The organism is Leptolyngbya sp. FACHB-261, from assembly GCF_014696065.1.
Classification (GTDB): Bacteria; Cyanobacteriota; Cyanobacteriia; order FACHB-261; family FACHB-261; genus FACHB-261.
This window is the reverse complement of sequence record NZ_JACJPL010000001.1, coordinates 126,725-146,886: the sequence shown is the minus strand read 5'-3', so window position 1 is coordinate 146,886 and position 20,162 is coordinate 126,725. Positions and strand designations below refer to the sequence as shown.

At 53.0% G+C, this 20,162-nt stretch carries 20 protein-coding genes; 7 read left to right on the top strand and 13 right to left on the bottom strand.

The annotated features are described in order from the left end of the window. Positions 1-342 precede the first annotated feature (342 nt). Positions 343-960, top strand: a complete 618-nt coding sequence (locus H6F94_RS00675; RefSeq protein ID WP_190800306.1) for a TMEM165/GDT1 family protein — start codon at positions 343-345, stop codon at positions 958-960. Positions 961-1,059: 99 nt separating this feature from the next. Here H6F94_RS00675 and proB read toward each other — a convergent pair whose 3' ends face one another. The 10 genes from proB to H6F94_RS00625 form a co-directional block, all read right to left on the bottom strand. After that, positions 1,060-2,181, bottom strand: a complete 1,122-nt coding sequence (gene proB, locus H6F94_RS00670; RefSeq protein ID WP_190800305.1) for a glutamate 5-kinase — start codon at positions 2,179-2,181, stop codon at positions 1,060-1,062. Positions 2,182-2,542: 361 nt separating this feature from the next. Then, on the bottom strand, positions 2,543-3,067 hold the full coding sequence (locus H6F94_RS00665; RefSeq protein WP_190800304.1) for a YqeG family HAD IIIA-type phosphatase: 525 nt from the start codon (positions 3,065-3,067) through the stop codon (positions 2,543-2,545). A 34-nt stretch (positions 3,068-3,101) separates the two neighbouring features. After that, the gene (gene mltG / locus H6F94_RS00660) at positions 3,102-4,223 is read right to left on the bottom strand and encodes an endolytic transglycosylase MltG (protein WP_190800303.1); all 1,122 of its coding nucleotides are present in this window, start codon (positions 4,221-4,223) and stop codon (positions 3,102-3,104) included. A gap of 40 nt (positions 4,224-4,263) precedes the next feature. Continuing rightward, entirely contained in the window at positions 4,264-4,842 is a 579-nt protein-coding gene (locus H6F94_RS00655; RefSeq protein ID WP_242040915.1) for a DUF3727 domain-containing protein, read from the bottom strand. Then, positions 4,839-5,282: a Holliday junction resolvase RuvX gene (gene ruvX, locus H6F94_RS00650; protein WP_190800302.1), complete on the bottom strand. Its 444-nt coding sequence runs from the start codon at positions 5,280-5,282 to the stop codon at positions 4,839-4,841. The genes H6F94_RS00655 and ruvX overlap by 4 nt, the downstream gene beginning before the upstream one ends. Positions 5,283-5,288: 6 nt before the next feature. After that, on the bottom strand, positions 5,289-6,497 hold the full coding sequence (locus H6F94_RS00645) for a GNAT family N-acetyltransferase (protein ID WP_190800301.1): 1,209 nt from the start codon (positions 6,495-6,497) through the stop codon (positions 5,289-5,291). A 26-nt stretch (positions 6,498-6,523) separates the two neighbouring features. Beyond that, positions 6,524-7,699 (bottom strand): F420-0:Gamma-glutamyl ligase, encoded by a 1,176-nt coding sequence (locus tag H6F94_RS00640; protein ID WP_190800300.1) that lies wholly within the window; start codon positions 7,697-7,699, stop codon positions 6,524-6,526. Positions 7,700-7,783: 84 nt separating this feature from the next. Continuing rightward, positions 7,784-8,326, bottom strand: a complete 543-nt coding sequence (locus H6F94_RS00635) for a GNAT family N-acetyltransferase (RefSeq protein WP_190800299.1) — start codon at positions 8,324-8,326, stop codon at positions 7,784-7,786. A 36-nt stretch (positions 8,327-8,362) separates the two neighbouring features. Continuing rightward, positions 8,363-9,262, bottom strand: coding sequence for a DUF4344 domain-containing metallopeptidase (locus H6F94_RS00630; protein ID WP_190800298.1), 900 nt, complete (start codon positions 9,260-9,262; stop codon positions 8,363-8,365). Positions 9,263-9,656: 394 nt separating this feature from the next. Beyond that, a complete protein-coding gene (locus H6F94_RS00625) occupies positions 9,657-11,192 on the bottom strand; it encodes a YifB family Mg chelatase-like AAA ATPase (RefSeq protein WP_190800297.1) in 1,536 nt (511 codons plus the stop codon). 150 nt (positions 11,193-11,342) lie between these two features. Here H6F94_RS00625 and ruvB point away from each other — a divergent pair, with 150 nt between their 5' ends. Together ruvB and H6F94_RS00615 are read left to right on the top strand one after the other, a co-directional pair. After that, complete coding sequence (ruvB, locus tag H6F94_RS00620) at positions 11,343-12,449, top strand: Holliday junction branch migration DNA helicase RuvB (protein WP_190800296.1); 1,107 nt, start codon at positions 11,343-11,345, stop codon at positions 12,447-12,449. Between the two features lie 504 nt (positions 12,450-12,953). After that, the gene (locus H6F94_RS00615; protein WP_190800295.1) at positions 12,954-13,160 is read left to right on the top strand and encodes a DUF2949 domain-containing protein; all 207 of its coding nucleotides are present in this window, start codon (positions 12,954-12,956) and stop codon (positions 13,158-13,160) included. A gap of 207 nt (positions 13,161-13,367) precedes the next feature. Here H6F94_RS00615 and H6F94_RS00610 read toward each other — a convergent pair whose 3' ends face one another. Beyond that, positions 13,368-14,522 (bottom strand): pyridoxal-phosphate-dependent aminotransferase family protein, encoded by a 1,155-nt coding sequence (locus H6F94_RS00610; RefSeq protein WP_190800294.1) that lies wholly within the window; start codon positions 14,520-14,522, stop codon positions 13,368-13,370. A gap of 300 nt (positions 14,523-14,822) precedes the next feature. On the opposite strand from H6F94_RS00610, the gene H6F94_RS00605 reads away from it, so the two are divergent. Then, positions 14,823-15,206, top strand: coding sequence for a response regulator (locus tag H6F94_RS00605; protein WP_190800293.1), 384 nt, complete (start codon positions 14,823-14,825; stop codon positions 15,204-15,206). A gap of 36 nt (positions 15,207-15,242) precedes the next feature. On the opposite strand, the gene H6F94_RS00600 is transcribed toward H6F94_RS00605, so the two are convergent. Further along, positions 15,243-15,497, bottom strand: a complete 255-nt coding sequence (locus tag H6F94_RS00600) for a gas vesicle protein GvpG (protein ID WP_190800292.1) — start codon at positions 15,495-15,497, stop codon at positions 15,243-15,245. Between the two features lie 100 nt (positions 15,498-15,597). On the opposite strand from H6F94_RS00600, the gene H6F94_RS00595 reads away from it, so the two are divergent. Next, the gene (locus H6F94_RS00595) at positions 15,598-16,419 is read left to right on the top strand and encodes an SDR family oxidoreductase (protein WP_190800291.1); all 822 of its coding nucleotides are present in this window, start codon (positions 15,598-15,600) and stop codon (positions 16,417-16,419) included. A gap of 28 nt (positions 16,420-16,447) precedes the next feature. Here the strand turns inward: H6F94_RS00595 and H6F94_RS00590 are convergent, their stop codons facing one another. Continuing rightward, a complete protein-coding gene (locus tag H6F94_RS00590) occupies positions 16,448-17,656 on the bottom strand; it encodes a serine hydrolase domain-containing protein (protein ID WP_190800290.1) in 1,209 nt (402 codons plus the stop codon). 298 nt (positions 17,657-17,954) lie between these two features. Between H6F94_RS00590 and pstS the strand changes: the two genes are divergently transcribed. Together pstS and pstC are read left to right on the top strand one after the other, a co-directional pair. Then, the gene (gene pstS, locus H6F94_RS00585; protein ID WP_190800289.1) at positions 17,955-19,007 is read left to right on the top strand and encodes a phosphate ABC transporter substrate-binding protein PstS; all 1,053 of its coding nucleotides are present in this window, start codon (positions 17,955-17,957) and stop codon (positions 19,005-19,007) included. Between the two features lie 181 nt (positions 19,008-19,188). Continuing rightward, positions 19,189-20,133 (top strand): phosphate ABC transporter permease subunit PstC, encoded by a 945-nt coding sequence (pstC, locus tag H6F94_RS00580; protein ID WP_242040914.1) that lies wholly within the window; start codon positions 19,189-19,191, stop codon positions 20,131-20,133. Positions 20,134-20,162: the final 29 nt, after the last annotated feature.

The following is a 20,162-nucleotide window of genomic DNA, read 5'->3' as shown; positions in this document are numbered from 1 at the left end:
CAACGCTCACATAACTGGCTAAAGACCTGACCGGTACCTGCCTATCTCTAGGTCATGTCAGCAGAGCTTGAAAGAGTGGCAACTGCAATCGACAGAATCTAAGCCAAGTAGTATACTCACAGCCATGAAGGGGAGTAGCTGCCAGACTTAGCTCTACGCTAGCTGGCCCATCTGGATCAACATGCTGGCTTAAACGCCTGGTCCTGATGACGAATCGAGCTTAGGCTCAGCTTCGCAAGCGAGACCTTCACTGAGTTCACACCCGTTGTGTTGAACTTGGTGAAGTCTTGATTGACGGAGCCAGTTCTCCAACGGGCATGATGCCGCCCCTAGGAGAACCTGATGCTTGAAGGCTTTACCAACGCGCTGTTACTAATCCTGGTTTCAGAACTGGGGGATAAGTCGTTTCTGCTGGCGATGCTACTTGCCATGCGCTATCCACGCTGGCTGGTATTTGCCGGAGTGATATTGGCGCTGGCTGTGCAGACTGTGATCGCAGCGGTGGCAGGGCAATTTCTCGATTTGCTGCCTGCGGCTGTAGTGCATTGGGGGATCGTTGCACTGTTCTTGGGCTTCGGCGGTTTGCTGTTAGTTCAGGCAGCCCAGATGCAGCCTAATATCGCAGCCCACTTGGAGGCCGAAGATCTAGAAGAAGTTCAAGCTCTAGAAAACCGCTTACCTAAAATTGCTTGGCTTGCACCGCTTCTAGAGTCTTTTGTCCTGATTTTTCTAGCGGAATGGGGAGATCGCACCCAAATTGCCACGGTTGCTCTTGCGGCTGCCCATAATCCAGTGGGGGTGGCGGCAGGGGCAATTTTCGGTCATGGCTTTTGCTCTGGTTTAGCCGTGTTAGGTGGCAAGTGGGTTGCTGGTCGTATTTCCGAGCGTGTGATTCTCTTCTGTGGTGGGGGTCTGTTTATCTTGTTCGGCCTCCTGGCAATTTTTGAGCATGGCATTTGAGATTACGTTGGCTATCTTCTTACTAGGCCCAACTAATTGCCAGGCTCCAACTAGAAGCTTGATTGAGTTACGAAAACGAAATCTGGCTCCAAACAAGCTTTAGGAGCTGACGGTGCTTACAACTAAATTATCGCGATGTACTACTGTTTCCTCCCCCGCGTAGCCCAACAGTTCTGGAATTTCATCGGAATGGCGGCCCAAGATTTTCTGTAGCTCTTCACTGGTGTAGTTCACCAGGCCGCGCGCAATTTCGCACCCCTGCTCATCACACAGTTGTACCGCCTCATGGCTACGAAAGTTGCCTGTGACTTTGATGACGCCTGCCGCTAACAGTGACTTACCCAGATCTCGCACTGCCCGGACGGCCCCTGCATCGAGGAGCAACTTGCCAACCGGAACCAGCCCGTGAACAATCCAACGTTTACGGGAGTTAAATGCTTTAGGTTGGGGAGCAAATTGGGTGCCTAATGGTTCACCGGCTAGGATTTGTTGAATGTTCTCAGGCTTGTGACCTTCGGTAATCGCGGTACGCACCCCCGCGGTTGTCGCAATGCGGGCGGCTGCAATTTTGGTCGCCATTCCCCCTGTGCCCCAGCGCGTTCCCTGACCGCCAGCCTCCACTTTGAACTCCTTGAGTTCGTCCATGCGGCTGACTAAGGTGATTGGTCGAGCATCGGGGTTGCTGCGAGGATCAGCAGAATAGAGCCGGTCGACATCCGTAAGCAAAAATAGCCAATCTGCTTCGATCAAGCTGGCGACCAGCGCCGAAAGTGTGTCGTTATCGCCAAACTTCAGCTCATCTACCGCTACTGTGTCGTTCTCATTGACAACTGGAATCACGCCTAAACGCAGTAACTCATGAAAGGTATTAGAAGCGTTGACATAACGGCTGCGTTGAATCAAGTCAGCTCGCGTCAGCAATACCTGAGCAATAGGCTGGCGCAGGATGGTGAACAGGTCATCGTAGACCCGCATCAGGCGGCCCTGTCCCACAGCCGCTACGGCTTGCTTCATGGCAATAGTGCGTGGGCGCTCTAGCAACCCCAACCGCGCGCAGCCTACCCCCACTGCGCCGGAAGAGACCAAAACGACCCGGTGCCCACTACGACGCAGTTGGGTGAGCACCTCGACCAGCCGGGCTAAATTGGACAGTGACAAGTCACCTGTATCGGGCTGAGTCAGGCTAGAGGTACCAATTTTGACAACCAAAGTCAGACTCATGACAAGCCACTGAAGATAGCAAATGCACTTAAAGAACTGGGTTGGCGACCGCTTCTAGTTTTTTTGTAAACAGGGTTAGGGCAGCAATAGCCAATTGCCTGAGACTCAAACTAATTAATCATCCAAACATGACAAAGAGTGCCAAGCTCCCCTTTGTGTGGAACCCAACACTCCCTGCCGTATTTATAGCGGATTTATGTTGAAGGTCTTTATCTAGGCTGACCCCCGTTGATCTAAATCTAGAATGCCAGAGTTGTCCGAGAATCCTTACTTGCATAATCTTTTCTTTATATTTTTCTTCTAGCTTCCTGGAGATTTATGAAGGATCGTATAGTTCGAATCTAGCGCTTGAGCCCAAAAGTTAAGCTGGTCGGTTGATCGCTTGCGACAGCCAGATTTCCAGGCTGCGTAGGGTGTGCTTACCTAGCAAAGAGGTTGGTGACACCACTGGCTCTACCAAAATAGTGAACAAGCCCAGGCGGTTGCCAGCAAGCACATCGGTAAACAAACGATCGCCAACCATTGCGACTTGATGGGGGGGCAGGTTCATTGCGCCAACCGCCTGTCGTAACTTGCGTCGAGAGGGTTTACCCGCTCCGTGGATATAAGGCAGATCGAGTGCTGCGGCAATGCGACCAATGCGGTTTGAGCTGGGATTATTACTCACCAGCCAGAGGGTAGTCAGTTGCCGGGTTTGAGCAAGCCACTCTCCCAGTTCGGCAGTCACCTCGGACGATGACATGGGCACGAGCGTGTCATCAACGTCCAAAACCATCCCTGCTAACCGATGGCGATGCAGGAGCTCTGGTGTCAGATCTAGAACTGTCCCTCCCAGAACTAAGTCCGGTTTGATCAAATCACGCCAAGAGGCGGAAACAGCAGCCATAGACATTCACGAAAGGAAACTCAAAGCAAGCTCTCTAAGGGCGCTTAGGCGGAACCGATGTCGGTTTGCGGTCTTGAGCCGTACGAATAGCGATCTGAGCCGCTTCATGCTCTTGCAAGGTACGACTAAAGACATGGGTGCCATCATAGCGGGCCACAAAATACAGGTACTCTGTAGCCTGTGGATAAAGTGTGGCTTCCAGACTAGGTAGTCCAGGGCTAGCAATCGGGGTCGGCGGCAGCCCTACATTCAGATAGGTATTGTAGGGATTGGCAGTTTGCACCTGTTCCAAGGTTAGAGGTTTATCGGGCGTTTGGCGCACTGAGAACCCGTACTCCACAGTTGGATCAGCTCCCAACGTCATGCCTTGCACCAGACGATTATGGAAGACGCCAGCGATCACTGATCGCTCCTCGGGCACCACAGCTTCTTTTTCAACAATGCTCGCCAGTGTCACCCAATCCCGCAGAGACATGGCTTCAGAGCCCTGCGCCTGCGTGTACTTTTGATACAACGGCAAGCCAACCTGAGCAAAGCGGTCCAACATTTGGCGAACCACGCCTTCAGGGGTTACTTCTCCAGACACCTGATAGGTGTCTGGGTAAAGAAAGCCCTCTAGCCGATCTAGCCCTTCGGGCAGCCAAGGATAGGCAGCATAAAGTTCTGGTGTCGGCGGACTAAGGGCAACGTCTAGAAAAGCCTCCTGTGAGAAATAACCCTGTGCCTGAAAAGACTCGGCCATCTGCCGAACTGACCAACCTTCAGGCACGGTGAACTCGTTGGGTACGACCTCTCCTTGCCAGAGCTTGGCAGCTACATCAGACAAGGGTGCGGTGGGTGACAGGTCATATACGCCTGCTTGGATGCTGCCCGAGGGCTGCCGCAGCGCCAATAGGCGCAGCCACAGATCCCAAGCTAGTTGAGAGCGAATGACCCCAGTGGCTGCCAGTTGCCTGCCGACTGCTGCTGTACCTGATCCTGGTGGGACCTGAAAACGCACGGGGGAGGCAGCACTACTTTGTGCTGGAGCCGTAGCCCACGACCACCAAAGCCAACCCTGCCAACTACTAAATAGCAGGGTTGCGGGCAACAGCAGCCCATAGAAGAACCAACGGAACCGGAAAAAGGGACCTGTTTTGACTCTAGAGACACTCACGGCAGACGCTGGGGCTAGAGACCTGATCAAGGACTACCGACTATTCGTCCTCGTCATCAAACAGGCTGTCTTCAATCATGGCCAGCATCGGCTGAATCTTCTGGAACTCCTCAGGCGAGAGCAAGTCTACCTGAGTAGCGTTCTTTAGACGAGCAAAGAACAGCAGTGGGGAAAGCGCAGTGAAAACTGCGTATTCCTGTTCCTCATGAAAGAAGCTAGCTAGTTTCTGAAACTCACCTTCGACATCGCTGTCCTCGTCGGTTTCTATAGAAAAGATATCTTCCTCTTCAGGCTCGGCGATATCCCCATCAACGGTTAAGGTGTGAGCGGTTCGCTTGAGCGTCAGGTTTTGCTCAGCCAAAACCGCTTGGGCCGTAGGGAACACCTCTGCTAATTCATCATCTTCAAGATCCGCCAGAGTGTTTTCATCTTCATCAGTTGCTTCCCAGGCAAAGATCTGGACTGGATAGTCAACGGGCTGGAGCAGAACGTAGTCGTCGCCGTCAATCTCAAAGGCGCGCTCGACATAGCAGGGCAACGATAGTCCGGCTTCGTCCTTCAGGTACAGGATGGTCTCATCGGACATATCATCCCCGTCCACCTTGACTGGATCGGTCATGGATTGCGACTCTCCTCTCCTGCTTGCAAACGGCGCTGGTCTAACCATTGTTGCAGAATCAGGCACGCTGCCTTACGGTCAATTAAGCCTCGATTGCGCGAAGGTGACCGATTTTCTGCCAATAGCAACTGCTCAGCCTGAAAAGAGGTCAACCGCTCATCCACATATTCCAATGGTAGAGCCAACGCTTGAGACAGTCCTCGGGCAATCTTTTGCACTTGCCGCGCCTGAAAACCTAAGGAGCCATCCATTTGGTACGGCAAGCCCACAACTAGCACTTCGACTTGCCGCTCTTTCACCAGCGCTTGCAGCTGAGCCACATCCTGAGCCCAGGAGCGCCGCTCAAGAGTCATCAAGCCATGGGCAATGAGGCCGGTGCGATCGCAACCAGCCACGCCGATTCGCTTTCGTCCGATATCCAAGCCCAAGGCAGAAACCACGGGTGCTTAACTCGCTGGACTTTGGGAGGGGCCATCCCCCTTGGAGTTACGGGGATGAACTTTCAGCTTGAGGGGAACTGGCTGAACGGCTGGCTCTGCTTCAATCCGACCTGGCACAGGCTTGTGGGCAGGTTGGAATCCAGGAATCACGCTAGCCAACTGCAAGCCTTCAAGGGCTGCGGGCTTCCACTCGCGGACTTTGTGCCAGACTGAGCGAGACATCAGCAGCGTGTGCTCGACCCGGTCCGCTTGAACTCGCTCTAAGTAGGCTTCCCGTTCAGGTTGATAGTCTGTAGAGGCGAGTTGTAACTGTTGCGGTGGCAACCCTGCTGTAATCTGCGCCATCTGTGCCACTAACTCTGGGTACAACCAGGTATAGGCTGGGTGAACCGTCATTTGGGCCATGTGCGGCTGGGTCCCATTGCGCGATAGACGCAGATGAAAATGCCCAATCGCAGCCTTCCGCTGAGGCTCGTAGATATAGCCACTGACAATCGCAGTGCGGCTGACTAATTGCCGCGCCAGTTCCAGCACTAAACTAATCAGGCTGAGCTTGAAGTCGTCGATGTGGCGGTCATAAACTTGGCGCACTAGAGGTGGCATGGCCGCTGTATCAAGCTGATGCAGCAGCTGTGCATCCGCGTTGCTAACGGGTAGCAGGTTCGGCAAATCGGGCTGATGCTGCCGCAACTCCTCCTGCAATTCCGGGGATAGTGACCAGTAGGTAATCTGAGCCAAAGGTTGAAAGCCGTTTTCACGGTAGAGGCTCATCGCTGACTTGTTGTTGACCTCAACCTCTAACAACCAGGTCCGCGCTTGCCAAAAGTTCTCGAAGCAGTGGCGCAACAAACGGCTGCCAATGCCCTTGCCTCTCGATAGAACATCCACGGCAACATGATCAACCCGCCAAGTGCTGTGGCTGCGGTTAAACGGTGAAACCTGAATAACCCCAACGATTTGCCCAGCCTGCTCAGCAACTTGAGTGCAGAAGAAATGCTGAAAGCGCCCTGGCAACCAGCTCAACACTTTGAGCGGTGCAAACCAACGTCGAACCCGACGCAACTGACGGCTAAAGTCGATGGAGCGCCGTTGATAGTCTGTCTCAAATGCTTCCAGGAGCAAGCGTTCGACGGCTTCCAAATCCCGGTGTTGCACAGGACGCACCACAACTTCGACTTTGGGTGATTCAGCTTCAGGTGGCAAGGTCTGGGTCATGGTGTCGCGGGGGATGAGGGCACCGCTCAGGCTCCTGAGCTTTCGGTCTTGGGTCTAATCAGGACGATAGGCGTCTGCTCAGCGGCGTTGCCAGCTGGGTTATCGATCAGCGCCTGGGTCAACAGAGATCTGGAAACACCAGACGTTGCTGCCAATATCTTAACTGCTTTCAGATCGTTGACATCGACAATAGCAGCCTCCAAACCAGTCTCGGTCTTGACCTGGTCGACCAATGCATCGGGTTGGTCCGGTCCCAACACAATGAACTGGTCGTAAGGAGGGAGTGTGCCGGTGACATCATCAATAAGGGGAGCCTGTTCCCCTGCTAACTGGTAAAACATACCCGGCTTGCCCAAAAACTTTTTAGCAAAGGCCCCCGCCACAAAAGCCCAAAGTACTCGCCAAGCTCCCGAGACATCGACCAGTGTTTGCATGCCACAGGCAGTCGCTAAGCTCGAAGTGGGCAGGAAATAGTAGCAAATTCGGCGCGCTAACCAGCCTGGACGGACCTCTTCCGGGTGTCGCCAGCGCCTTTGCATGATCGCGATCGGCGTCTCGCCAAAAGTGATGACATCCCCAGCTTGGGCATAGGGTTTGACATAGCGCTGAATGATATTAACCGGTGTGTCCAGGGGGGTGAGCAGGTGGGTGCGGATGGGCAGGACGGACCCGGCACTGGTCTCGCGCCAGGCTGGAGCCTCTTGAGGCTTAGGAAACTTGAGAGGCACAACTGTATGGCGAGTTTTGGAGATACGCCCTTCAGGGCCGTAAACCACGTAGTGCACACGAACCCAGGCAGAATCAAGCTGGCTCAGGTCTTGGCCTTGGATCTCTAGATCAACCCGCAACCGGGTTGTGGCCTGAGCTTTGATGATGTAGCCGAACCAGTAGCCGTCTGGACGCGCCTCTGCCGTAGCATGCTCTGGCGTAACCCAAAGCTTGTAGCTAATCCCATCCAAACTGGTGGTAGACAGCAGGGTTGCCTCGGCCCAAACCTGAGGCAGCATTAATTCCAGCTTGCGGGTCCGGTTGTAAGCCGTAAACAGGCCATTGAGCCGATAACGCTCGGGCTGCATCTGCTCGAAGGTCCAGTCCCCTGTATCAAGTTCTAGCTGATTGCCTTGTCGCTGCCGGTACTGAAGCTCAAATAGCAGCAGCGCCAGCGCCAATCCCACCAAAATAATCGCGAGAAACCCTGCCATGTGCCCTATGTGCTACATCGAGCCATCATCTTATTACGTGGGCGTGAGTATTCGGCAGAGATACCTGCTGATAGACCCTACTGTTTAGTAAGCTCCGGGCCAGGGACCTGGAGCTTTTTCAGGAATATCCTCTGCCCAGACTTTCTCTTGATAAAGCCGAAACCCACGAGCCTGGTAGTTTCTCAGCGCGTGAGGACCATCCAGGCTACAAGTGTGGACCCACAAACGCTTGGCTCCCATTGCCCAAGCTTGCTGAATACCAATGCTGAGCAGATGACCCCCGATCCGCTGGCCGACAAAGGGTTTCAGAATGCCAAAGTAGGCGATCTCAACATTGTGATTGGGCTGAGCTTCCAATTCGATGTAGCCAGCTGGTGTTCCAGACAGGTAAGCAACCCAAGTCTGTACTTCGGGGCGACTCAGATAATCTAACCAGCGTTGGTAGGTCCAGCTCAGTCGGTCCAGCCAGTACCAATCTCCTCCGATTGCTGTGTAGAAGAAGCGATTCAGTTCTGGTAGCGGCACCTCAGCCTGCATGACACTGAGCTTATCCTTAGCAGTTAGTGCAGGACGCAACTCAGATGCCGCCAGCATTTCCAGGTACCAGGTGGTGATTTCTACCTGCATGGCGGTCAAGGAACAGTCACTTTATTGTGCTTAGAACTAGGATTTAGGAGTCGTGATCGGCCTAGCTTGATTTTTGAGATAGGCAGACAACAATGTATTCCAACTTGCTGTTTTCTGAGCGTACTCATCAACGCAAGTGTTGGCCCTGGCCTCAGGTAATGTTCCTTTTTGAACCAACGATGCGTGTTTCTTAGGGTTGCTACCATAGACAAAACAAAGGATGTTGTAGGATCTTTGTTGATCCAGGGCATGCACATCCCAAAGCTCTTTCGTTGACGATTGCTGTTGGGCTGTATAGGCAAATTCTTTGGCTGCATTCATCGCAGCTTGGTCCCAGCCGTTGCCAGCTTCTATCAATTTCAGAGTTGCGATTTCGTCAGCAACATCTTCTTCTCTGCCTGTGATTGGCAGCTGTAGGACCGAAATCAGCGCGTGCCCCGTCTCGTGCAACAGATCCCAACTACTGACATCAAGGACGGCGGTTGCGATCTCTGCTTCTGATTTCAGGTGCTTAGAAAACTCTTGTGCATATCGGCTGGCATCTTGATAACAGAGGACAATTTCTTTTTGGCTCAACCGATAATGAGTGCCTGATTTTGAGCAATTAGAGCCATCAGTCATGCGGATTGTAATGTCAGTTGGCAGGGCCAATGTCTTGTTTAGACCTGCAACTAGAGAGTCGATTTGTCCTGATGTCTTAAATACTTGCTCCAGGTTTTGATACTCAGGTTTCTCAACTGAGGCATAAACGAGCTTGAAGTCGCCTAAGTCCCTCGCCTTACTGGCTTGGGTAGGTACGGGTAGTGGCTGAGGTTTAGGGACCTCCTCCGGAATGGCAATTTGGGGTTGGGTCCCCTGCTCAGTCCGAACTGCTTTTTGAGCAATCTCAGTATCGCTACAAGCGCTGAGGAAGCAGCCAAAAACGGATAGGCTCAACCAAAAAAACGCCTTTGTTCGTTGATATTGCTGGCTTAAACCTTGCAAATCGCCTGTCCACGCTGCCCTTCTAGCCATTCACCCAATGTCCCTACTGGTCCAGGCAACTGCCCTCTTGGCTTTTTCCTAAGCAAGTTTAATCGAGACAATGCTATAAGTCTTGATAACTCAAGTCAATTTGACAGAATCTTATTAGAAAAAGCAGCATAAGTTTGAAGTGGCTTGATTCGCTGTCATACCAGACACATTTTGCAAGAGCAGGTTTTGCTTTGCTAAGCCTAAACAATACTTTAATATTTTTAAATATTGTTTTGATACAGGCGCTCTACGACATTGCGCTCCTAAACCAACTGCGGTTGCTGAGCACCAACTGCTGGCTTGCCTATTGCTGATCTCAAGAACTCACAGCGCGATCCAGAGTGCGATATTGAATAGCTTCAGCCAAATGGTGAGCTTTCAGGATTTCATCCCCAGCCAGATCGGCAATGGTGCGGCTGACTTTGAGCACCCGGTCTGTTGCCCGTGCCGACAGTCCCAACCGACGAATGGCAGCCTCTAGTAGGGTGCGAGAGGTGTCGTCTATAGTGCAAAACTGGCGGAGATGGCGGGTCTGCATCTGGGAATTGCAACGCAATCCAGGCTCAACCTCAAATCGAGTCTGCTGACGGTCCCGGGCCTGCTGTACGCGCACCCTAACGCTTTGGGACGGCTCGCCCTCGCATTGGCTGGTGATTTCCTCGGGCTTGAGACGACTGACTTGGACTTGTAAATCAATCCGATCCATCAAGGGGCCGGAGAGCCTCGCCCAATATTGCTCTCGCTGTCGTGCAGTGCAAGTACAGGATTGGATGGGGTCGCTATAGTAACCGCACTGACAGGGATTGGTGCTAGCAACCAAGGTGAATTGAGCAGGAAACACCACGGACTGTCGAGCCCGTGAAATCGTAACCTGGCCTTCTTCAAGTGGCTGGCGTAGAAACTCCAGCACATCCCGTTTGAACTCGGTTAATTCATCTAAAAAAAGCACACCATTATGGGCCAGGGAGATTTCACCCGGTCTCGGAAAACTGCCACCGCCCACCAAAGCTGCTCCTGAGGCTGAGTGATGCGGGCTGCGAAAAGGGCGCTCATTGACTAGGCTGCCACGATCGCGGAGCAAGCCTGCCACTGAGTAGATCTGGGTCACTGACAGTGCCTCATCTAATGACAGAGGCGGCAAAATGCTGGGCAAGCGTTGGGAAAGGAGCGTTTTGCCACTGCCCGGTGGTCCTACAAAGATCAGGTTGTGTCCGCCTGCTGCGGCAATTTCTAAGGCGCGTCTGGCATGTTGTTGGCCTTTGACATCTTTTAGATCGGGTGCGTAAGGGGCAGCTGCCGGGTCAGGATGCTTCGCAGAAAGCTGATGCGGAGTGAAGTGCTCAGGTGCACTTAGAAATTCGCTCACTTCTGCCAGAGAGCGCAAGCCATATACCCTCAGTCCCTGGACAATTGCTGCCTCCGCGACATTATCAAGAGGGACTACGAGCCCCTTGAAGCCTAAACGTTGAGCAGCAGCGGCTACTGGCAACACTCCTGTAACCGGTCGCAGACTGCCGTCTAATGACACCTCACCCAAGAAAAGGTACTGTTCCAACAAGCGTGGATCAGCTTGCTCGGATGCAGCCAAGATACCAACGCTGATCGGCAGATCGAAGCAAGGACCTTCTTTGCGCAAATCGGCTGGTGTTAGATTAATCACGACTCGGCGCATCGGAAAGGCAAAGCCGGAGTTCTTCAGCGCTGCTTTGACTCGCTCTTTGGATTCCTGAATAGCAGCGTCTGGTAACCCCACCACTGCAATACCAGGCAAGCCCCCGGAGACGTCCACTTCAACCCCGACTTGCACTGCCTGAATGCCAACCAGCAAAGCGCTCCAAACTCTTGCTAACACAACTCATGCCTCTGCCAGCCCATCGCCCCTAGTAGTTCCCCAACGGAGGTCTTGAAGCACTGGACGCTGCTAGGTCAAGAGATTACTAGGGCAAGAGACTAAGAGAACAGCTGTACTATCTAGCTTGGAGTTGCTAAACTTTGGGGAATCATGGCAATTATTTCCTCTCAGTCCAAGGCCCCCGACCCTGAGCGACCCTCCTCAGAGCCAGCTACCATTCCGTCGCTGAAGGCGAAGGGGGCTGACCTGCTACTGCCCACGGCAGCAGCTGATGAGCGCAGCGACAATCCTCAGGAAGAGAGCCTACGCCCCCAGCGGCTAGAGGATTACATTGGTCAAAAGGACGTCAAAGAAGTCCTGAAGATCACTATGCAGGCAGCCCGTTCGCGCGGGGAAGCCTTAGACCACCTTTTGTTCTATGGCCCACCTGGTTTGGGTAAAACCACGATCAGCACGATCTTGGCGCAGGAGATGGGAGTTGCTATCAAAATCACCACCGCTCCGGCTCTAGAACGCCCCCGAGATATTGCCGGGTTGCTGGTGAGTTTAACCCCAGGCGACATTCTCTTCATCGACGAGATTCACCGCTTGCCACGAGTGACTGAAGAGATCCTTTACCCAGCGATGGAGGATTTCCGGCTCGACATCACGATCGGCAAGGGGCAAAGCGCTCGTATTCGCAGTGTTCCGATTGCCCGCTTCACGCTGATTGGGGCGACTACGCGGGTAGGTGCGCTCACCTCACCCTTGCGGGGGCGCTTCGGCATCATTCATCGTCTGCGCTTCTACGAGGTTGATGAACTGACCGAGATTGTGCAACGGACTGCCCGACTGCTCAACGTGACTATTGACCTTGAGGGAGCTGCCGAAGTAGCTCGACGAGCACGGGGTACCCCTCGCATCGCCAACCGTCTTCTAAAACGGGTGCGAGATTACGCCGAAGTGAAAACTACTGGTCTGATTACTGAACAGGTCGCCAGTGACGCATTGGAGCTGTTCGATGTCGATCCGCTCGGGCTGGATTGGACAGACCGCAAGTTACTAAGCGTCATTATTGAAACCTTTCATGGTGGTCCAGTTGGCCTCGATACTCTAGCTGCGGCTACTGGCGAGGACCCTCAGACGATAGAAGAGGTTTACGAGCCCTATCTACTGCAAATTGGCTACCTTAACCGAACTCCCCGTGGCCGAACTGCAACAGCTGCAGCTTGGCATCACCTAGGATTTGAGCCACCTGAGCGTCAGCTGACTCTGTAGAGAATTCTGTCGGTTAGGGTTTAATCAAGCTTTCCCTCTTTCCCTAAGCCTTTAGCCTGCTTTTAGGCTATAGTTTGGCGAGGGTTTAGCGAAGAGCTAGGCAGAACTAGTTCGCTTGGCAGCCTGGGAACGCGATTTCTGATTACTTTGCTAGTTTTACCGAAAGTTCACTGGCAAGTTCACAGACTCTTAAAACCCCTCAAACTCTAGCTTTCAGGATCCGGCGATCTCTCCCTTAAGATACAAGGTTGATCTCGGGGATCAACCCTATCCTGACTTCAAGCTTCCAGATCATCACCTGAGAAGTCGGGTTTGGGGCCTCGGACCGGGTTTATAGCCATAGGTCCGGTGAGCGCATTCTGCCTGACTTAGCCATTGTGAGTTCCGTAAAAAAACTGGGTTGTTTTATAAACGCTTCTCAGAGACCGTGAACCCTCGGATGAGGATTTAGCTAGCTATCTGTTCAACTGTTCATATCAAATCTCTTCTATTCCCTTTTTAAGAATGACCTCCGAACTTATGGAACTCAGTAGAAGTACCTCTCAACTTATCCGCTTCCTCCAGGAAGAATTATCGCTTTCCTCTAACTCAATTGCTATGGCGATGCGTCGTCGTGAGCAAGACCCTGGTCCTCTGCCGATGATTTTGTGGCAGTACGGTCTGGTCACTCTAGAGCAACTGGAGCGCATTTTCGATTGGCTCGAGGGTTAGCTTAGATTTCCGCTTGCCACTGTTGCATCGCCTGAGAAACGTTGCATGTGCTCCGGCTGCCGAAGTACCTGGGACCTATGAAAATTCCAACAAGGATCAATTCACAAGAGAATAGGCATCAAGAAGAGCAGGTTCGTGACCTGCTCTTCTTGATTTGAGCTTCTTGATCTGAACTTCAGCTAGCCTGAGCTGAAGCAATAAAGCTACTTAGCTGGCTAGCACCCGTACAGCTGCCGCCACACCAGCACCGGGCACTGCCCCTTCATAACCGAGTTCACGTAGGGTTGCTTCGAGAGCTGAGATCGCCGTTAGAATATCTCGGTCGCTCACAAAGCCCAGGTGACCGATCCGAAAAATCTTGCCCTTGAGGTGATCCTGCCCGCCTGCCATGACGATGCTGAACTGCTTCTTGAGCACAGAGCGGATTTTTTCAGCATCCAGGCCCTCAGGTGGTTGCACAGCAGTAATCGAGTAGGCCGCGCTAGCGTCATCTGCTAGTAACCCTAAGTTCAAGGCTTTAATCGCTGCCCGAGTAGCGGCCCGATGACGGCTGTGGCGAGCGAAAATCTGCTCCAGTCCCTCTTCCCGCATCATGCGTAGGGTGGTTTGTAGCGCGATCACCAGGTTCACAGGTGTGGTGTAAGGGGTGCTGTTCTTGGCCGCGTCTTTGCGATATTTGCCCAGGTCCAGATAGTAGCGAGGGCACTTTGCCGTCTTATACGCCTCCCAGGCCTTAGGGCTCACCGAAACAAACCCCAGTCCAGGCGGAATCATGTAGCCCTTCTGAGAACCTGACCCTACGACATCGAGGTCCCAGGCATCCACTGGTACATTCATAGCACCGAGGCTGGTCACAGCATCCACGATGATCAGTGCTTGACCGTGCGCTTTGACATGGCGGTTGATCGTTTCCAGGTCATTGACCACACCCGTAGAAGTTTCGCTGTGGGTGATAATCACCGCCTTGATTTCCTTCGCGGTGTCTGCCTCCAGCTGAAGCCGGAAGGCTTCTGGATCTAGGGCTTGGCCCCAAGGAGCAGAGATCGTTTCAACTTGAATGCCGTAAGCGGTGCACACTTCAACCCAGCGCTCACCGAACTTGCCGTTGGCTCCGCAGAGCACTCGGTCCCCCGGACTTAAGAAGTTGATAATGCCGGCCTCCAAGGCCCCCGTACCACTGGCAGTCAATACCAGCACGTCGTTTTGGGTCTGGTGTAGCCACTTGAGCCCCTCGGTGACCTCGGCCATCACTTTGGAAAACTCGCCACTGCGGTGACCAATAGGGTGTTTGGCTAAAGCCAACAACGCCTGCTCTGGCACCGGTGTGGGACCGGGAATCATCAACATCAGTTTGTCGTCCATACGCCTGCTCTTTGCAACCTCAAAGCAAAAAACTTTCACCCCTGTTCAGTTTTGCCCACATGGTTTTTCCCAAGATGGCAACTTGCAAATAGGTGTCCTATGATGCTACGCGATGGATGAGATCTGGGGAAGACTATTCTTGGTTTGTGTATCCGTTTTGACTGCGAAGCTCTACGGGTTTAGGCTGTAAAGCCTTGCCTCATGGCCTTCCGTCTAAGGGCAGGTCAGAAGCGGGGTATCCATGTAGATTTATAAAAGGGTGTAGACGTACCTTCGGAATCTGCTTGTTGGTCAACACCCATGCACCGAATTTTGGTGGTCGAAGACAGCTATACACACCGGCTGTGCCTAGAGGCAAGCCTTAAGCATCTAGAGTGCCAGTGGCAATGTGTGAACAACGGTCAGGAAGCGTTGCAAAGACTGCCTAGCTTTCGACCTGATCTTGTGATTAGTGACATCGCTATGCCAGTGATGTCCGGGCTGGAACTGTACCGCCACCTGCGGCAGCGCCCTGTGCAGTTACCAATTCTGTTTGTCTCGGCTATTCAGCCTCAGTTTCTGGAGGAGTTGGGCATCTGCTGGCTAGACTGCGACTGGCTGGCCAAGCCTTACACCTCTGAGCAGTTGTGGGAGAAGCTGGGCGATTTGGGGTTGTGCCTGCGCTCTCTTCCAGAGGTGTGCTAGGCCAAGGCTATATGCACGCAAGGCTGCCTAGTTTGACTATTCAGCTTGAATTTCTAGAGCCAGTGCTTCTTGCTCGGCTTGGGCAATGGCATCAAGTGCTAAGAGTAGTTCCTCTTCGCGAGCAGCGAACTCTTCTTCGCCAAGATCACCTAGGTCGAACTGGATCTGAACGGCAGTGAGTTCCTTTTGCAGATTAGCTTTTTGATCCAGCTGGGATTCGGCCCGCTCCTGAATCTGTTCGGCTAGCCACATCAAGCCATCAGCAGGCCAAGTCAATAGTTGCCAGACCATTTGTTTTATCCTCTTTTTGGCAGGCTCGGGGCGAAACTCTGCCTTGCTTATTCTGACCACCTAACCTGAATCCGTAACGCTTGGAACCTAATCCCGGAAAATGCGTATTTTGATTACGGGCGCCACTGGCATGCTGGGCAGTGCTCTGATCGAGCAATGGCCTCAGGCTGAGGACGAGTTGGTCGCGCTCAGTCGTGCCGAGGTCGATTTGACAGCGCTAAGGCTGATAGATCACCTCATGGCTTTAAGGCCCTTCGATGCGATTGTGCATGCGGCTGCGCTGTCCCGCGTGGCTGACTGTCAACGACAGCCTGATTTGGCTTACCGCACTAATGTCGAAGCTACTGCTGTGTTGGGGCGTTATGCCTGTGAGCAGCAGATTCCGCTAATTTTCACCTCAACTGACATGGTGTTCGATGGTGAGCAGGGGCAGTATCGAACCACTGACCAGCCAGCACCACGCACAGTTTATGGCCAGACCAAGTGGACGGCTGAGCAACAGTTGCTAGCTGTTTATCCACAAGCAACAATTGTGCGGCTGAGCTTACTATTACGGCGAGGCTGGGGCTTTTTGAGTTGGCTGGAGAGCGAATGGCAGGCGGGGCGTACAACCACAATTTTTAGTGACCAATTTCGCACGCCTCTGTTGGTCGCGGATGCTGTTCGTGCCCTGGCTCAGTGCCTACAACAACCGCGAGCAGGCCTCTTGCATTTAGCAGGGCCGCAGCGAGTTAACCGGATGCAAATCGCAGCTGGCTTTGCCGAGCGGTTAGGTATGCCCTTAGACCTACTGGCGACGAAGACTCGCGCTGAAGCCAATCTCTCTTATCCGGTAGAGCATGACCTCTCGTTAGTTACTAGTCCTGAGTTTGCTTCACTGCCTCTTTGTGGCTTGGATCAAGCTCTAGATCAGTTAGTTTGAACTATTTTGCTTAATTATTAGGAGGCTATTAGGGCTCTAGAGATAAATGTGGATCCAATACAATTCTGAGGCTCGCATCCAAGATGTCGATTGTAGGGCTACTAAGCAACTCACGCTGATTGAGCAATACCACTGCTGTAACTCGACGGTCGGGCAGGTATAACATCAGAGCCTCATAGCCGAACAGGCTGCCTGCATGTCCCCAAGCTTTGCCCCAAGGGGTATCGATCGCACTGACTCCCAAGCCATAGCCGCCCCCCTCATGGGTATCTACAAATGTGGTCATTTGGGCTAACAGGTCAGGCTTGAGTAATTCCCCGCCAAATAATGCTTCAGTAAACCGAACTAAGTCCGCAGCCGTTGAAACCATTGCTCCCGAAGCCCAGTAAGCAGACAGATTGACATCAGACAAATCAGTGGGGCCACCTTGCTGTTCGATGTCCCAGTAGCCACGCGCTAATCGACCTGGAATAACTTCTGCATTACCGAAAAAAGTATCGCCTAACTTCAAAGGCTCTAAAACTCGTCTGCGGATCTCTGTTTCAAGGGTGGAACTCGTGATCGCTTCTACAACCAGACCGAGCAGAATGTAATTGCTATTGGAGTAACGCCACTTCCCTACTGTACCCGGTGCAAAATAAGGGTTCAGACCCTTAATTGGGGTCAATAGGTTTTGGGGCTGCCAGGACTTACGAGAATTGGGGACTAAGTTTTTGCCAAAAACTGTGTCTGGGTCAGTGTAGTCATGAATGCCACTCGTGTGGTTGAGAAGCTGACGGATTGTGATTTGGTGACCATAAGGAAGGTCATTAACCAGTGGTGTTGGCAGCCATCGGTTAATAGGGTCGTCTAACCGGAGTTTGCCTTCTTGCACCAATTGCAGTACCACGGTGGCAACAAAGGTTTTAGTGATGCTGGCAACTTGAAGGCGGTCTTGGGGCTGCATGCGAGTTTTCATTGCCAGGTCAGACAGACCTGCGGCTCCTAGCCAAACCCTGCCATCGCTGTTGATAATCGCCACTGTCGCTCCGGCCTTGATCAGTTGATTGTCAAGGGTTACCTGCAATCCAGTTTGCAACTTGTTAGCCATTCCTAAGTCGACTGGTAATCGACCCACTAATGCTGGGCTCGTTGCCATCGCTGGAATCAAGGAGTCAGTCGCCATCACGCTCCAGACCACCAAGCCTGCCACCGTCGGGCTTTGAGTTAGATACAAGCCAAGAGCGAATGGAAACATTGAACAAGGCTCCAAGTTAGGCAGGATGGGCTGTAAGCGAGAACTAGACATTGGTTGCGGTTAGTTGAGAGAACTCATCTAGCTGAGCTGAAGCGCTAATTCTGAGCAAGCTGTCACAAAAATAGAGTCAATATTAGTATTCTTAGCCTGCTGATGGCCTCATATTAATTTGCTCATTACCTTCACTTAATGAAGTAACTCTAGCGTGAGAACTGATATGCAGTTCTCAGTTGTTCGTCTCGGTCGTTATGTACTGGGCGGAGCATTAATGAGGCTAGAGTTGAGGAACGCAAGCAAAATGTTTAAGTCTAGACGGATTACCCGACGCGTCCTGTTGGGTTCACTAGTTGGTCTGACAGCGGCTCTAGCTCCAACCCTAGGAGCTGTTGCCCAACGCGGTACTACGTTAAATGGTGCTGGTGCGACTTTCCCCCAGCCGCTCTATCAGCGATGGTTCTCCGAGTTTGGACGGTCCAGTGGTGCGCGGGTTAACTACCAAGCCATTGGCAGTGGGGGTGGCATCAACCAACTGATCGCGGGCACCGTTGACTTTGCGGGCAGCGACGCGATTATGACCAGTGCGCAAATTCAGCGAGTGGGTCGCGGCGTCCATGCGCTACCGATGGCCGGTGGCGGTGTCGTGGTCACCTATAACTTGCCTGGGGTGAGCCAGCCCTTACGCCTGTCTCGTGATGCCTACAGCGACATCTTCACAGGCCAAATCACACGTTGGAATGATGCCAAGATTGCCTCTACCAACCCCGGTGTCAACCTGCCCAATCAACCGATTCGGACTGTGGTTCGCGCTGATTCCAGCGGCACCAGCTTTATTTTCTCGACCCATCTAGCAGCTGTTGATCCCTATTTCAGAGGCCGGGTGGGCGCGAGCACGACGCCCCGCTGGATTCAGGGCACGTTGAGGGGTCAGGGTAATCCTGGGGTTGCCGCTACCGTTCGCCGTACGCCTTACTCGGTTGGCTATGTCGAGTATGCTTACGCTCGTCAGAACAACTTGCCCTCTGCAGTCTTGCAGAACAAGGCCGGACGCTACATTACGCCTTCGCTGCAGACATTTGATACCGGTCTAGATAGTGTCACCTTGCCCGCTGACTTCCGGGCAGCTGCACCAGATCCTGCTGGCGCTGAGGCTTATCCGATTGTGGGCTACACCTGGTTGCTGGTCTATCGTAAATATCCCAGTGCTGATAAAGCCAACGCTATCAAGGCTCTGGTGCGCTATGCCATGAACCAAGGACAGCAGACTGCGCCGCAGTTGCAATACGTGACAGTGCCCAGCGCCGTGAGACAACGGGTGATTCAAACCGCTGACTCGATCTCGGTCGGGAACTAAGGCATCAACTCGTAAGATAGGGGCACGATTCAGTGAGTTGTTGCCCCTTTAACTTCTGGTAGAAGGTGCTTATGGTTGGCGGTTCTCAGCATAAGAGCAGACTTTTTCACTGAGTCTTTCACTAAATACAGTTTCACTGAATACAGAACAGACAGGTAGTCAACCTATGACAGAGGGAGCGATGTCGGCGCCAGTGCAGTTTGGCACTAGCGGTTCGTTGCGAAGAATCCTGGACCGACTCTTTGTCTCACTGACGGCGCTGTTTGCGTTGCTTGTCGTGGGGGTCTTGCTGGTGACGGCGGGGGTGATTGGTAGTCGGGCAATGCCTGCCATTCAGGCGTTTGGCTTGGGCTTTCTGACCTCGGCTGACTGGGACGTTCTGGATCTCAAATTTGGCGTTTTGCCCCTGGCCTATGGCACCTTGGTCAGCTCTTTGATTGCCCTAGTCTTGGCGGTGCCGGTCAGTATTGGCGTAGCAATTGTGCTCACCGAAGACTTTCTGCCACGGGCCGTACGGACTCCCTTGTCTTTCATGGTCGAGCTATTGGCGGCGGTGCCCAGCGTGATCTATGGCCTCTGGGGCGTCAACGTGCTGATTCCACTCTTGCTGCCGTTTCAAACCTGGTTGAATGAGAAGCTCGGTTGGTTTCCCCTGTTCAGTACACCTGCTTCCGGCTTTGGCTTGATGACGGCGGGAATCGTGCTGGCGATTATGATTTTGCCGACGATTGCTGCGATTTCTCGCGATGTGCTGTTGGTCTTACCATCAGAATTTCGCAGTGCATCAATGGCTTTGGGCGCGACCCGTTGGGAGACCATCTTTAGAGTGCTTTTACCGTCAGGCGCTTCGGGCATTCTCGGGGCAACTATGCTGGGCTTAGGCCGAGCTTTGGGGGAAACAATGGCCGTGACTATGGTGATTGGCAACAATCCTGTGATCAGCCCCAGTATTTTGGATCTGTCCCAAACGATCGCCTCGCTGTTGGCAACGCAGTTTGGAGAGGCCGTCGAGCCGCTTCACATTGGAGCCCTGATGTACGCGGCACTGGTTTTATTTGGCTTGACCTTGTTGGTGAACATCATTGCCGAATTGCTAGTGCGCACGATCCAATTAGAACGAACCTGAGCAGGCTGGTTAGACCAAGTGTCTAGAGA

Excerpts from the sequence above, each read along its gene's own strand:
- H6F94_RS00665 (WP_190800304.1), bottom strand. The coding sequence starts at position 3,067 with ATGGCTGCTGTTTCCGCCTCTTGGCGTGATTTGATCAAACCGGACTTA.
- H6F94_RS00645 (WP_190800301.1), bottom strand. The coding sequence starts at position 6,497 with ATGACCCAGACCTTGCCACCTGAAGCTGAATCACCCAAAGTCGAAGTT.
- H6F94_RS00595 (WP_190800291.1), top strand. The coding sequence starts at position 15,598 with ATGCGTATTTTGATTACGGGCGCCACTGGCATGCTGGGCAGTGCTCTG.
- H6F94_RS00655 (WP_242040915.1), bottom strand. The coding sequence starts at position 4,842 with ATGACCGATCCAGTCAAGGTGGACGGGGATGATATGTCCGATGAGACC.
- H6F94_RS00640 (WP_190800300.1), bottom strand. The coding sequence starts at position 7,699 with ATGGCAGGGTTTCTCGCGATTATTTTGGTGGGATTGGCGCTGGCGCTG.
- pstC (WP_242040914.1), top strand. The coding sequence starts at position 19,189 with ATGTCGGCGCCAGTGCAGTTTGGCACTAGCGGTTCGTTGCGAAGAATC.
- ruvB (WP_190800296.1), top strand. The coding sequence starts at position 11,343 with ATGGCAATTATTTCCTCTCAGTCCAAGGCCCCCGACCCTGAGCGACCC.
- H6F94_RS00605 (WP_190800293.1), top strand. The coding sequence starts at position 14,823 with ATGCACCGAATTTTGGTGGTCGAAGACAGCTATACACACCGGCTGTGC.
- H6F94_RS00615 (WP_190800295.1), top strand. The coding sequence starts at position 12,954 with ATGACCTCCGAACTTATGGAACTCAGTAGAAGTACCTCTCAACTTATC.
- H6F94_RS00635 (WP_190800299.1), bottom strand. The coding sequence starts at position 8,326 with ATGCAGGTAGAAATCACCACCTGGTACCTGGAAATGCTGGCGGCATCT.
- H6F94_RS00600 (WP_190800292.1), bottom strand. The coding sequence starts at position 15,497 with ATGGTCTGGCAACTATTGACTTGGCCTGCTGATGGCTTGATGTGGCTA.
- H6F94_RS00675 (WP_190800306.1), top strand. The coding sequence starts at position 343 with ATGCTTGAAGGCTTTACCAACGCGCTGTTACTAATCCTGGTTTCAGAA.
- proB (WP_190800305.1), bottom strand. The coding sequence starts at position 2,181 with ATGAGTCTGACTTTGGTTGTCAAAATTGGTACCTCTAGCCTGACTCAG.
- H6F94_RS00610 (WP_190800294.1), bottom strand. The coding sequence starts at position 14,522 with ATGGACGACAAACTGATGTTGATGATTCCCGGTCCCACACCGGTGCCA.
- pstS (WP_190800289.1), top strand. The coding sequence starts at position 17,955 with ATGTTTAAGTCTAGACGGATTACCCGACGCGTCCTGTTGGGTTCACTA.
- H6F94_RS00590 (WP_190800290.1), bottom strand. The coding sequence starts at position 17,656 with ATGTTTCCATTCGCTCTTGGCTTGTATCTAACTCAAAGCCCGACGGTG.